At 59.2% G+C, this 12,775-nt stretch carries 12 protein-coding genes; all 12 read left to right on the top strand.

The features are described from left to right. The 12 genes from fdx to der all read left to right on the top strand — a co-directional run bounded on the left by fdx (window position 1) and on the right by der (window position 12,769). Complete coding sequence (gene fdx / locus A9G06_RS15295; RefSeq protein ID WP_005333808.1) at window positions 1-339, top strand: ISC system 2Fe-2S type ferredoxin; 339 nt, start codon at window positions 1-3, stop codon at window positions 337-339. A 173-nt stretch (window positions 340-512) separates the two neighbouring features. Further along, complete coding sequence (pepB, locus tag A9G06_RS15290) at window positions 513-1,817, top strand: aminopeptidase PepB (protein ID WP_069555769.1); 1,305 nt, start codon at window positions 513-515, stop codon at window positions 1,815-1,817. After that, window positions 1,814-3,097, top strand: coding sequence for an aminopeptidase PepB (pepB, locus tag A9G06_RS15285; protein ID WP_005359802.1), 1,284 nt, complete (start codon window positions 1,814-1,816; stop codon window positions 3,095-3,097). Before pepB (A9G06_RS15290) ends, pepB (A9G06_RS15285) begins: the two co-directional genes overlap by 4 nt. A 267-nt stretch (window positions 3,098-3,364) precedes the next feature. Further along, entirely contained in the window at window positions 3,365-3,793 is a 429-nt protein-coding gene (ndk, locus tag A9G06_RS15280; RefSeq protein WP_005333805.1) for a nucleoside-diphosphate kinase, read from the top strand. A gap of 167 nt (window positions 3,794-3,960) precedes the next feature. Next, window positions 3,961-5,064 carry a bifunctional tRNA (adenosine(37)-C2)-methyltransferase TrmG/ribosomal RNA large subunit methyltransferase RlmN gene (locus A9G06_RS15275; protein ID WP_005344856.1) on the top strand — a complete coding sequence of 368 codons (1,104 nt, stop codon included), beginning with the start codon at window positions 3,961-3,963 and terminating at the stop codon, window positions 5,062-5,064. An 11-nt stretch (window positions 5,065-5,075) separates the two neighbouring features. Further along, window positions 5,076-5,867, top strand: coding sequence for a PilW family type IVa pilus biogenesis/stability lipoprotein TapF (gene tapF, locus A9G06_RS15270; RefSeq protein WP_085943024.1), 792 nt, complete (start codon window positions 5,076-5,078; stop codon window positions 5,865-5,867). Further along, complete coding sequence (gene rodZ / locus A9G06_RS15265) at window positions 5,857-6,825, top strand: cytoskeleton protein RodZ (protein ID WP_058059872.1); 969 nt, start codon at window positions 5,857-5,859, stop codon at window positions 6,823-6,825. Before tapF ends, rodZ begins: the two co-directional genes overlap by 11 nt. 10 nt (window positions 6,826-6,835) lie before the next feature. Then, the gene (gene ispG, locus A9G06_RS15260; RefSeq protein ID WP_005333801.1) at window positions 6,836-7,951 is read left to right on the top strand and encodes a flavodoxin-dependent (E)-4-hydroxy-3-methylbut-2-enyl-diphosphate synthase; all 1,116 of its coding nucleotides are present in this window, start codon (window positions 6,836-6,838) and stop codon (window positions 7,949-7,951) included. Window positions 7,952-8,089: 138 nt separating this feature from the next. Beyond that, window positions 8,090-9,367, top strand: coding sequence for a histidine--tRNA ligase (hisS, locus tag A9G06_RS15255; RefSeq protein ID WP_005351051.1), 1,278 nt, complete (start codon window positions 8,090-8,092; stop codon window positions 9,365-9,367). Window positions 9,368-9,370: 3 nt separating this feature from the next. Continuing rightward, on the top strand, window positions 9,371-10,021 hold the full coding sequence (locus A9G06_RS15250; RefSeq protein WP_021229680.1) for a tetratricopeptide repeat protein: 651 nt from the start codon (window positions 9,371-9,373) through the stop codon (window positions 10,019-10,021). Beyond that, entirely contained in the window at window positions 10,014-11,198 is a 1,185-nt protein-coding gene (gene bamB, locus A9G06_RS15245) for an outer membrane protein assembly factor BamB (RefSeq protein WP_005333796.1), read from the top strand. The genes A9G06_RS15250 and bamB overlap by 8 nt, the downstream gene beginning before the upstream one ends. Window positions 11,199-11,272: 74 nt before the next feature. Continuing rightward, entirely contained in the window at window positions 11,273-12,769 is a 1,497-nt protein-coding gene (der, locus tag A9G06_RS15240) for a ribosome biogenesis GTPase Der (protein WP_005333794.1), read from the top strand. The last annotated feature ends 6 nt before the right edge of the window (window positions 12,770-12,775 follow it).

Raw genomic sequence — 12,775 nt, 5'->3', positions numbered from 1 at the left:
ATGCCAAAACTGATCATTCTTCCTCATCCCGTACTCTGTCCGGATGGCGCCGCCCTCGAGGGGCAAAGCGGCGAGACCATTCTGGATGTGGCGCTGCGCAACGGTATCGAAATCGAGCATGCCTGCGAGAAATCCTGTGCCTGCACTACCTGCCACTGCGTGGTGCGCGAGGGCTTTGACTCGCTCGAGCCAAGTGACGAGCTGGAAGACGACATGCTGGACAAGGCGTGGGGGCTGGAGCCGGAATCGCGCCTCAGCTGCCAGGCAAAATTGGCGGACGAGGATCTGGTGGTGGAACTGCCCAAGTACACCCTGAACCTTGCCTCTGAACGCCATTAATTACACATGAGTGAATTGCACGTGCAGCATCCTGTGGTGCTTCAGTGATATGGTGGAAGGCCGTGACCCTCGGGGGCACGGCCTTTTTTGTATTCGTTATTCTCTCTTTGCCAATAAGCTCTTTCCCATAAAGAGTGCTTATACATAGTGCCAGTAAAAAGGAAGCAAACACGATGGCTGACATGATGAAGGTAGCGTTATCCACCCAGGCTGCGGCCGCCTATTGGGGCGAGGGCGCCCAGCTCAGTTTCAATGGCGATGAGGCACTGATCCATCTTGGTGCCGCCGGTCAGCAGAAGGATGTTCTGCGCACCGTTCAGCGCGCCGCCCGTCGCCTCGAATCGAGCGGGATCAAGCGGGTGACGCTGGTCGGTGAAGGCTGGGATCTGGAGCGTCGCTACGCGTTCGCCCAGGGTTTCTACGCCGCCAAGGGAGCCCGTGAACTGGATTTTGGCCAGCAGAGCGACGCGGAAGCCCGTGAACTGGATGCGCTGCTCAAGGCGGCTCGCTGGGTACGTGACATCACCAATGGCTGTCCGGAAGAGATCTACCCCATGAGTCTGGCGGAATCGGCCCTGTTGCTCATTCGTGGTCTGGCTGGGGATCAGGTTACTGCCCGCATCACCGCCGGTGAAGCGCTGCGCGAGTCCGGCCATATCGGGATCTGGTCGGTTGGCCGTGGCAGCGAGCGCGAGCCGGTGCTGCTGGAGCTCGACTACAACCCGACCGGTGATCGCAATGCACCCGTGGTGGCGGCGCTGGTGGGCAAGGGGATCACTTTTGATTCCGGTGGCTACTCCATGAAGTCCTCTGACAACATGCTGCCGATGAAGTCCGATATGGGCGGCGCGGCCATGGTGACCGGCGCGCTGGCGCTGGCTATCAGCCGCGGTCTGAACCAGCGGGTGAAGCTCATTCTCTGCTGCGCCGAGAACCTGGTCTCCGGCCACGCCTTCAAGCTGGGCGACATCCTCACTTACAAGAATGGGGTTTCGGTCGAGATCCAGAACACCGATGCGGAAGGTCGTCTGGTGCTGGCCGATGGCCTGATGGCGGCCTCCGACAGCGGTGCGGCTTATATCCTTGACGCAGCCACCCTGACCGGCGCCGCCAAGATGGCGCTGGGGCGTGACTACAATGCGGTGTTTGCCCTCGATGAGACCGAACAGCTGCGTGCGCTGGCCGCCGCCAAGGTGGAAAACGAACAGGCGTGGGCGCTGCCGCTGGAACCCTGGCATGCCAGCCAGCTCACCTCGGCCTTTGCCGATCTGGGCAACGTCGCCTCGGCAGAAGGCACGGCCGGTGCCACCACGGCTGCTGCGTTCCTTTCCCGTTTCGTACGTGATGAGGGCAAGGGTTGGGTGCACCTGGATCTGGCAGCCTCCTATCAGAAATCGGGCAATGATCTCTGGGCGACCGGCGCCAAGGGGCACGGTCTGCGTACCATCGCCCGCTGGCTGCAGGAGGTGACCGCATGAATGTCTGGTTAAGTCGTGAATTTGCACCGGCCGAGTGGGGGGAGGGGGCGCTGCTCTCTCACCGTGCCGACGGCATGGTGATCCATCTGGTGACGGCCAATCCGCTGCTCGATATCCAGCAGGCGGCCCGTCGCCTCTGCCAGCAGGGGATCCAGAAAGTGACCCTAGCTGGTCACTGGGAGCGTGAACAGCAGTGGGCTTTTGCCCAAGGGCTGCAAACCCCCAAGGCGGAGGTGCAACTGCAGTGGGCCATGTCCTCGGAAGAGGACAGAGAGGAGCTGGAAGCGCGTTGGCTCTGCGGCCGCTGGGTGCGTGAGATGACCAATGCCACCCCGGAGCAGTTGGGCCCGCTGGAGCTGGCGGTGGAAGCGGCCTCCTTTATTACCGAGCTGGCGCCGGACAAGGTGAGTCATCGCATTTTGAAAGGCGAAGCGCTGCAACAGGCGGGCTGGGTCGGCCTTTACCAAGTGGGCCGCGGCAGTGCGCGCGAACCGGTATTGCTGGAGCTCGACTTCAACCCGGGGCGTGACCCCAAGGCGCCGGTAGCGGCAGCGCTGGTGGGCAAGGGGATCACCTTTGACTCCGGCGGCTACTCCATGAAGAGCTCCGAGGGGATGCTCACCATGAAGTGCGACATGGGGGGCGCGGCGATTGTCACCGGTGCGCTGGCGCTGGCTATGCTGCGCGGGCTCGACAAGCGGGTGAAGCTGATCCTCTGCTGCGCCGAGAACCTGGTTTCCGGCCACGCCTACAAGCTGGGCGACATCCTCACCTACAAGAACGGCACCACGGTCGAGATTGTGAATACCGATGCCGAGGGGCGGCTGGTGCTGGCCGACGGCCTGCAACTGGCGAGCGAGTCCGGCGCACCGCTGATCATCGATGCCGCGACCCTGACCGGCGCTGCTGTGATGGCGCTGGGTGGGCGCTACAATGCCCTGTTTGGCCTCGATAAAGGGTTGGTAAGTCGGGCCATGACCTATGCCGATGCCGAGCATGAGCCTGCCTGGCCGCTGCCGCTGGAGCCTTGGCACCGCCAGCAGTGCCCCTCCCATTACGCCGACACGGCCAACAGCCGTCCGGTGAAGGGTGGCGGGCCGGGTGGCGCCTCCAACGCGGCGGGTTTCCTCTCCCGTTTCGTTGCCAACGAAGGGATGGGCTGGTTGCATATCGATCTGGCCGCTTGCTTCAGTGACAACGGCGATGCTCTCTGGGCGCCGGGGGCCAATACCCTGGGGATGCGCACCATAGCGCGGGCCTTGCTGGCGGAAGCCAAATAGGCGAGACAAGGCACCTTCGGGTGCCTTTTTCATGCTGTTCGAATTGTGAACAAAAGATGGGGTTTTGGCGGCTTAAGGTAACTATCGTGCGCAAGCGCACATATTTTCCGGCTCAGCTCGGTCAAGATGAGTGTGAATGTTGATTGCAAGGGAGTGATGTTTAATAAAAAGTTGCCTATTTGTGTGTTTTTCCGGTTTTTGTTTACGTATAATCGCCAGCGAACATGGATTCTAACAATAAAACTCTGTAGTTAAGGAAAGATATCAATGGCCATCGAACGTACCTTCTCTATCGTTAAACCGGATGCTGTCAGCAAGAACCTGATCGGTGCCATCTATAGCCGTTTCGAAAGCGCAGGCTTGAAAGTGGTGGCATCCAAAATGCTGCATATGAGCAGTGAACAGGCTGCCGGTTTCTATGCCGAGCATCAGGGCAAGCCTTTTTATGACAATCTGGTCAGCTTCATGACCTCTGGCCCTGTCATGGTGCAGGTGCTGGAAGGGGAAGACGCCATCCGTCGCAATCGCGAGATCATGGGTGCTACCAACCCGAAAGAGGCGCTGGCTGGTACCTTGCGTGCCTGTTATGCCGAGAGCATCGATCGCAACGCAGTGCATGGCTCCGATGCACCGGCATCCGCTGCCCGCGAAATTGCCTACTTCTTCTCTGACAACGAGATCTGCCCGCGCGGCTGATTTTTGTGGATGATGACCCAAGGGAGCCTCGGCTCCCTTTGTTGTTTTCGCCGTTTACGCAATATCCCTCTATTCTCCAGGTGGAAAGCCAGACCCATTATTTGTACAATGCCGCCCCCTGACGTCGTCAGCCAATAATTGATGAAGTGTTTGAACTGAGGCCATTGATGAGCGAAACAAAAATCAACCTGCTGGATCTTGATCGGGATGCCATGCGTGCCTTTTTCGTCGAACTGGGCGAGAAGCCATTCCGGGCAGATCAGGTCATGAAGTGGATCTATCACTTTGGGTGTGATGATTTCGATCAGATGACCAACGTCAACAAGGTGCTCAAAGAGCGCCTCAAGGCGATCGCCGAGATCAAGGCGCCCGAGATCAGCCGCGAGCAGCGCTCTGCCGATGGCACCATCAAGTGGGCCCTGCAGGTGGGTGATCAGGAGGTAGAGACCGTCTACATCCCGGAAGATGACCGCGCGACCCTCTGCGTCTCCTCTCAAGTTGGCTGTGCGCTGGAGTGCAAGTTCTGCTCCACGGCTCAACAAGGCTTCAATCGCAATCTGAAAGTCTCCGAGATCATTGGTCAGGTGTGGCGTGCGGCCCGCGTGGTCGGTGGCAAGCGTCCCATCACCAACGTGGTGATGATGGGGATGGGCGAGCCGCTGCTCAACCTCGCCAACGTGGTGCCCGCCATGCGTCTGATGATGGATGACTACGGCTTTGGCATCTCCAAGCGCCGGGTGACCATCTCCACCTCTGGCGTGGTACCTGCGCTGGACAAGCTGGGTGACCAGATCGACGTGGCGCTGGCTATCTCCCTGCACGCTCCGAACGACAAGTTGCGTTCAGAGATCATGCCGATCAACGACAAGTACAACATCGAGGAGTTCCTCGCAGGTGTCCGTCGTTACCTGGCCAAATCCAATGCCAACGGTGGTCGGGTGACCGTCGAGTATGTGCTGCTCGATCATATCAATGACGATATGCAGCATGCTCACGAGCTGGCCAAGGTGCTCAAGGACACTCCGAGCAAGATCAATCTGATCCCGTTCAACCCCTTCCCGGGCAACCCTTACGGCAAGCCGAGCAACAGCCGTATCGATCGCTTCTCCAAGGTGCTGATGGAGTACGGTTTCACCGTGATTGTCCGCAAGACCCGTGGTGATGACATCGATGCCGCCTGTGGTCAGCTGGTGGGTGACGTGATTGACCGTACCAAGCGAACTATCAAAAATCGGATGCAACAGGATGGGATTTCCGTCAAAATGGTTTAAATGCTAAGCCATTGTATAGACAGGGAATGGATACACGTACATTGATCGTAGTGGCAGCGCTCTGCGCGCTGCCAGGCTGTGTGACCGAGACCACTTACGCTGGCCAGAACTCGACCCAGCGTGAAGTGGGTCCTGACCTCAAGGCGGCTGCCCAAACCCGCCTCGACCTGGGTATCCAGTACCTGCGTCAGGGCAATGCCGAGCAGGCCAAGTTCAATCTTGACCGCGCCCTCCAGTATGACCCCTCCAACCCCCAGATCCAGATCGGTTTTGCCTACTTTTACCAGAAGGTAGGAGATTTCAAGGCAGCCGAGACCCATTACAAGAACGCCCTTGCCATGGATCCGTCCAATGCTGACGCAATGAACAACTATGGTGCCTTCCTCTGTGATCGCGGCAGGTATGCCGAGGCAGATCAGGCGTTCAACCAGGCTGTTATTCAGCCAGGTTACGTAAAAATTGCCGATACCTATGAAAATGCGGCACTTTGTGCGCTGCAAAATCGCAGAAATGATAAAGCAGGCGAGTACTATCGCCTGGCCTTGGGGTATAATCCCCGCAATCCAGGGTTATTGCTGGACTTGGCCGAGCTTTCCATGAAAGATGGCAAGCTGCCTGATGTGCAGTCCTACCTCGCCCGTTTTGCCGATGTGTCAGACGAGAACGAGGAGAGTCTCTGGTTGAGACTTCGGCTGGCACAGGCGATGGACAAGCCGGCATTACTTCACCAATTCGGGACTGAGCTGGTAAGGCAATATCCCACTTCGCAACAAGCCAAGCGTTATTTAGCCAATGACTATTGAACAGCAACACGATTTCCAAGACGACTCCCAGGCAGTAGGCCCAGGCCAATTGCTGCGCAACGCCCGTGAACAGCTTGGCTGGACACGAGAACAGGTTGCGTCTCGCATTCACCTTCGTCTGACCCTGATCGCCGCTATCGAATCGGATACCTACGACAAGCACACGTCCCACACCTTTATTCGGGGTTATTTGCGTACCTATGCCAAGCTGGTCGGGATCCCCGATGAGACCATTCTGGCTGCTTACGACAAGCTGGGTCTGACTCCTCCCGACAATATCGACATGCAGAGCTTCTCCCGTCGCTCCCGCCAGCAAGCCAACGACAGTCGGCTCAAGGTGGTGACCTGGCTGGTGATCCTGGTGTTGATTGCGCTCTCGGTCGCCTGGTGGTGGCAGAGTACTTCCCGTCGCTCCGCCGGTGATGAAGCGCTGGCAGCCACCGAGATGAGTGCAACCAGTTCGACTCCGGCTGAACCTGCTATCACGCCGCCCGATGCGATCAACACCGCCCCGGTGGAAGGCGCTACCATCGCACCGGCCGCCACTGACGTGGCTGCCCCTGCAGTGGTCTCCGATGCGTCTGCTACCCTGGCGCCTGCTTCTGCGGCTGTTGCCCCGACCGATGTCAGTGCGGCTGTTGGCACTGCAACCGATGCTGCAGTATCCGGTGCCAATGGCACTGAATCTGAAGAGGCTGTCGTTGATCCGGCGACTGCGCCGCAACTGAAGATGAGCTTCACCGCCGATTGCTGGCTGGATGTGAAGGATGCCAACGGCAAGACCCTGTTCAGTGGTCTGAAGAAGGCCAACGACGAGCTGGTGCTGGAAGGCGCCGAGCCCCTGAAGTTCATCATTGGCGCGCCCATGGCCGTCAAGCTTGACTACAAGGGGCAGTCGTTTGATATGAGCCGTTACAACAACGGTCGTACAGCCCGCTTCTCACTGCCGCAGGAGTAATCTGTTTCCCATGTCTTCTCACGAATCACCCATCATTCGTCGTAAATCCAGACAGATCATGGTTGGTAATGTACCGGTTGGGGGCGATGCCCCTATTACCGTGCAGACCATGACCAACACCAAGACCACAGATGTCGCCGCCACCATCGAGCAGATCCAGCGGATCGAGCGGGTCGGTGCCGATATCGTCCGTGTCTCCGTGCCCACCATGGAAGCGGCGGAAGCCTTCCGGCTCATCAAACAGCAAACCCGCATTCCCATCGTTGCCGATATCCACTTCGACTATCGCATCGCCCTGAAAGTGGCCGAGTACGGTGCCGATTGCCTGCGTATCAACCCGGGCAACATCGGCAACGAGCAGCGGGTGCGCTCGGTGGTCGATTGCGCGCGCGACCTCAATATCCCGATCCGTATCGGGGTCAATGGCGGGTCGCTGGAGAAAGATATCCAGGAGAAGTACGGCGAGCCGACCCCAGAGGCGCTGGTGGAGTCCGCCATGCGTCACGTGGACTATCTCGATCGTCTCGATTTCCAGGACTTCAAGGTGAGCGTCAAGGCCTCCGATGTGTTTCTGGCAGTCGGTGCCTATCGCCTGCTGGCCAAGCAGATTGAACAGCCGCTGCACCTTGGCATCACCGAAGCGGGCGGTTTCCGTGCTGGTGCGGTGAAGTCTGCCATCGGTCTGGGCATGCTGCTTACCGACGGCATCGGCGATACCCTGCGTATCTCGCTGGCGGCGGATCCGGTGGAGGAGGTAAAGGTCGGTTTCGATATCCTCAAATCTCTGCGTATTCGCTCCCGTGGCATCAACTTTATCGCTTGCCCATCCTGCTCACGGCAGGAGTTCGATGTGATCGCCACCGTCAATGCGCTGGAAGAACGGCTCGAAGACATCATCACCCCGATGGATGTCTCCATCATCGGTTGCGTGGTGAATGGCCCGGGCGAAGCACTGGTCTCCGATCTTGGTCTGGCGGGTGCCGCCAACAAGAGTGCCTTCTATGAAGGGGGCCAGCGGGTCGATCGGCTCGATAACAAGGATCTCATTCCAACTCTGGAGCGCCGCATTCGCGCCCGCGCCGCCATGCTGGATCCCGCTAACCGGATCCCGATGGACAAGGAGTGAGCGAAACAGGGCCACATTGGGTGGCCCTTTTTCCAGGTGACTGATTTTAAATCCCGCATCCGGATTCCCTGATTTTACCTTGGGGGGGAAAATCCCTATAATGCGGCCAAATTTTACCTCTTTTTCTCGAGTATCAACGTGGCAAAACAGATCCAAGCTATTCGCGGTATGAATGATTGCCTGCCGGAGCAGAGCCCGGTATGGCAGAAGGTTGAACAGATCCTGCGCCAGGTCGTTGCCAGCTATGGCTACAGCGAAGTGCGCATGCCGATTGTCGAGCAGACTCATCTGTTCAAGCGCGCTATCGGTGAAGTGACCGACGTGGTCGAAAAAGAGATGTACACCTTTGAAGACCGCAACGGCGACAGCCTGAGCCTGCGTCCGGAAGGGACCGCCAGCTGCGTCCGTGCCGGTATCGAACACGGTCTGCTCTACAACCAGGAACGCCGGATGTGGTACATGGGCCCCATGTTCCGTCACGAGCGTCCCCAGAAGGGCCGTTATCGCCAGTTCCACCAGTTCGGTGTCGAGCTGTTTGGCATCAACGGGCCGGACATCGACGCTGAGCTGATCATGCTGACCCACCGTCTGTGGCGTCTGTTTGGCATCAGCGAGCATGTCACCCTGCAGCTCAACACCCTGGGTCAGAGCGCCGAGCGTGCCGCTTACCGCGATGCGCTGGTGGCCTATCTGGAGCAGTACAAGGAGCAGCTGGACGAAGAGAGCCAGCGCCGCATGTACAGCAACCCGCTGCGGGTGCTCGACTCCAAGGATGAAAAGGTGCAGGCCATTTTGGCGGGTGCCCCGCGTCTGTTCGACCATCTGGGCGAAGAGAGCCTGGCTCACTTCGAGGGGCTCAAGCGCCTGCTCGAGTCTGCCGGTATCAAATACGAAGTGAACGAGCGTCTGGTGCGTGGTCTTGACTACTACAACCTGACCGTGTTCGAGTGGGTCACCAGCAGTCTGGGTGCCCAGGGCACCGTCTGTGCCGGTGGCCGCTACGATGGTCTGGTAGAGCAGCTGGGCGGTCAACCGACCCCGGCCGTGGGCTTTGCCATGGGCATGGAGCGTCTGGTGCTGATGCTGGAGACCCTCGAGCTCAACGCCGATATCCGCCCGGCGGTGGATGTCTATCTGGCGATGGTGGGCGAGGGGACCGAGCAGGCTGGCTTCCAGCTGGCCGAGCGTCTGCGCGATGCCCTGCCGGACCTGCGCCTCATGAGCCACTGCGGTGGTGGCAACTTCAAGAAACAACTCAAACGTGCCGACAAGAGCGGCGCGGCAATCGCCCTGATCCTTGGTGAGACCGAGGTGCAAAACGGGGAGATCACTATCAAATATCTGCGTGGTCAGGCCGAGCAACAGACCGTCAAGGTTGACGCCGCCATTGCCCTGCTGGCAGCCAAAGGAGAGTAAGCTGTGGAAGTCTATACCACCGAAGAACAACAGGTTGAGGTTATCAAGGAGTGGTGGAAAGAGAACGGAACCTCGGTGATTGCCGGGACCGTGATCGGTCTGGTCGGTCTGTTCGGCTGGCGCTATTACAACCAGCACCAGCAAGAGACCATGGAGGCCTCCTCCCACTCTTACAACCAGGTGATTGAGCAGCTGGCCAAGGGCGATGCCGCCGGTTTCGAGCAGGCACAGCAGTTTGTTACCGCCAACAAGGGTGACTCCTACGGTGAACTGGCCGCTTTGCAACTGGCTGCCGCTGCCGTCAAGGCGGGCAAGCTGGATCTGGCTGCCGAGCAGCTGGAGCTGGTGGCGACCACGGGTGACGAGAGCATTCGTCCCATCGCGGCGTTGCGTCTGGCCCGGGTGCTGAATGATCAGGGCAAGGCAGATGAAGCGCTGGCCAAGCTGGCGACCATCCAGAATGAGGCCTTCAAGGCGCAGGTAGCCGAAGCCCGTGGTGATGTGCTGCAAAAGCAGGGCAAGACCGAAGAGGCTCGTGATGCCTATCAGGCGGCGGCGGATGCCGGCGGCCTGCAGGGTAGCGCCGAGCTCAAGCTGAAAATGGACGATCTGGCCCTGCCGGCCGTTGCGACTGGTGAGGCACCGGATGCGTAATCTATTCAAGATGGTGGCGCTGGGGGCTGCGGTCTCCTTCGCTCTGCAGGGTTGCTCCCTGTTCAGTTCCGAAGAGGATCTCAACCCGATGGCGCCGCTGCCCAAGGTTGAATCTGCCTTCACTGCCGACACCGCATGGTCATCTACTGTGGGTGATGGTATCGGTGACTTCTACTCCCAGCTCAAGCCGGTGGTGGAAGAGGATCGCATCTACGCGGCGGCCCGCGACGGCGATGTCAGCGCCTTTGACCGTGCCAGTGGCGATCGCCTCTGGACCGTCGATCTGGCCGACCTGCCGGTCAACGCCGACAAGCGTAGCGCTCGTCTCTCCGGTGGCCTGGTTTCTCGTTACGGCAAGCTGTTCCTCGGCTCCGAGAACGGGGTGGTCTACGCCCTGAACGAAGAGAATGGCGAAGTGCTGTGGCAGACCAATGTGCCCGGTGAAGTGGTGGCAAGCCCCGCGGTGGAAGATGGCCGCGTGGTGGTGTTGACCACCTCCGGTCGCCTGATCGCCCTCGACACTGATGAAGGCAAGATGCAGTGGTCGCTCTCCGAAGAGCAGCCGCCGCTGACCCTGCGCAGTGCCGGTGCACCGGTGATCACCAATGGCGCCGTGATTTACGGTCGTGCCGATGGCAAGGTGGGCATCGCCCTGCTGAGCAATGGCCAGCCTGTGCGCCAGTCCAAGGTGGCTGATCCGCGCGGTGCCACCGAGCTGGACCGCATGGTTGACGTCGATGCCAGCCCGCTGATCGCCGGTGATGAGCTCTACGCCATCGCCTACAACGGTCAGTTGATGGCGCGCAAACTGATGACCGGCGATGAAGTGTGGAAGCGCAAGTATTCCGGCTATCGCGATCTGGCGATGACCGGAAATGCCATCGTGCTGACCGACAGTCGCAGCCACTTGTTTGCCATCGACCGTCGCAACGGTCTGGAGCTGTGGTCCAACACCCAGCTGGAAAATCGTACCGTCACTGCACCTGTCATCTTCGGTGACTATGTGGTGGTGGGTGATGTGGAAGGATACCTGTATTGGCTTGATCGTACCGACGGTACCATCAAGGCTATGCAGCAGCTCGATAGCAGTGGTCTCTACGCCGCCCCGCTGGTGGATGGCGAGACCCTGTATGTGCAGAGCCGTGACGGCAAGCTGTACGCCCTCAAGCGTCCTTGATCGTCCGATAATGTGAATATCCGGCTCCTGGTCTTCGGACCCGGAGCCTTTGTCGTCTTGAGAATGAGGCTTTTATGACTCCTGTAGTAGCCCTGGTGGGCCGCCCCAACGTGGGGAAATCCACCCTGTTTAACCGCTTGACCCGTACACGGGATGCCCTGGTTGCCGATTTTCCCGGTCTGACCCGGGACCGTAAATACGGTCAGGCGAAGTTGGGCGAGCTGGAATTTATCGTGGTCGATACCGGCGGTATCGATGGCACCGAAGAGGGGATCGAGCTGAAGATGGCCGAGCAATCCCTGCTGGCCATCGAAGAAGCGGACGTCGTGCTGTTCATGGTGGATGCCCGTGCCGGTCTGACCGCAGCGGATCAAGCCATCGCCGAGCACCTGCGCAAGGCCCACAAGAAGGTATTTCTGGTGGCCAACAAGACCGACGGTATCGACGGTGATTCCGCGGTCTCCGAGTTTTACGGTCTGGCGCTGGGCGAGGTTTACCAGATCGCGGCCGCCCACGGTCGTGGCGTGCTGAGCCTGCTGGAACTGGCCCTGGCTCCCCATCTGGAGACCCTGGTCGACTCCGCTACTGATGAAGATGCGCAGGATGAGGAAGAGGAGGACTTCGACGAAGAAGCCCTGCTGCGCATGGTGGCTGCCGGTGAACTCGATACCAAAGAGGACACCAAGGAGACCCCGTTCGCCGACCTGCCCATCAAGTTCGCCATCGTTGGTCGTCCCAACGTCGGTAAATCTACCCTGACCAACCGTATGCTGGGTGAAGATCGGGTCATCGTCTATGACATGCCCGGCACCACCCGTGACTCCGTTTACATTCCGATGGAGCGTGACGAGCAGAAGTATGTGGTCATCGACACCGCCGGTGTGCGTCGTCGTGGCAAGGTTCACGAGACGGTGGAGAAGTTCTCCGTTATCAAGACCCTGAAAGCCATCGAAGATGCCAACGTTTGCCTGCTGGTGATCGACGCCCAGGAGACCATCACCGATCAGGACTTGAGCATCCTTGGCTATGTGCTCCACGCCGGTCGCTCCGTGGTGCTGGTGGTGAACAAGTGGGATGGTCTGGATCAGAAGGTGAAAGAGGATGTGAAGAACGAGCTGGATCGTCGCTTGGGCTTCATCGACTTCGCCCGCGTTCACTTCATCTCCGCCCTGCACGGCAGCGGTGTCGGCCATCTGTTTGAATCCATTCAGGAGGCTTACCAGTCCGCCACCCGTCGTACCAGCACGGCCATGCTGACCCGCATCATGCAGATGGCGCAGGAAGATCACCAGCCGCCGATGGTCAATGGTCGCCGCGTCAAGCTCAAGTATGCCCACGCCGGTGGCTACAACCCCCCGCGTATCGTGATCCACGGCAACCAGCTGAACGACTTGCCGGACTCCTACAAGCGGTATCTGATTAACTACTTCCGCAAGTCCCTCAAGATCATGGGCTCGCCGATCCGGGTCGAGTTCCAGGAGTCGGTCAACCCGTTTGAAGGGAAGAAGAACACCATGACCCTGAGTCAGGAACGTCAGCGCAAACGCCTGCTGAAAATGAAGAAGAAATAAGTCCTT

Origin of the sequence: Aeromonas sp. DNP9, assembly GCF_001728955.1 — a bacterium.
Classification (GTDB): Bacteria; Pseudomonadota; Gammaproteobacteria; order Enterobacterales; family Aeromonadaceae; genus Aeromonas; species Aeromonas veronii.
This window is presented reverse-complemented; position numbering and strand designations above follow the sequence as displayed.

Coding starts and splice junctions, on each gene's coding strand:
- fdx (WP_005333808.1), top strand. CDS start 1: ATGCCAAAACTGATCATTCTTCCTCATCCCGTACTCTGTCCGGATGGC.
- pepB (WP_069555769.1), top strand. CDS start 513: ATGGCTGACATGATGAAGGTAGCGTTATCCACCCAGGCTGCGGCCGCC.
- pepB (WP_005359802.1), top strand. CDS start 1,814: ATGAATGTCTGGTTAAGTCGTGAATTTGCACCGGCCGAGTGGGGGGAG.
- ndk (WP_005333805.1), top strand. CDS start 3,365: ATGGCCATCGAACGTACCTTCTCTATCGTTAAACCGGATGCTGTCAGC.
- A9G06_RS15275 (WP_005344856.1), top strand. CDS start 3,961: ATGAGCGAAACAAAAATCAACCTGCTGGATCTTGATCGGGATGCCATG.
- rodZ (WP_058059872.1), top strand. CDS start 5,857: ATGACTATTGAACAGCAACACGATTTCCAAGACGACTCCCAGGCAGTA.
- ispG (WP_005333801.1), top strand. CDS start 6,836: ATGTCTTCTCACGAATCACCCATCATTCGTCGTAAATCCAGACAGATC.
- bamB (WP_005333796.1), top strand. CDS start 10,014: ATGCGTAATCTATTCAAGATGGTGGCGCTGGGGGCTGCGGTCTCCTTC.
- der (WP_005333794.1), top strand. CDS start 11,273: ATGACTCCTGTAGTAGCCCTGGTGGGCCGCCCCAACGTGGGGAAATCC.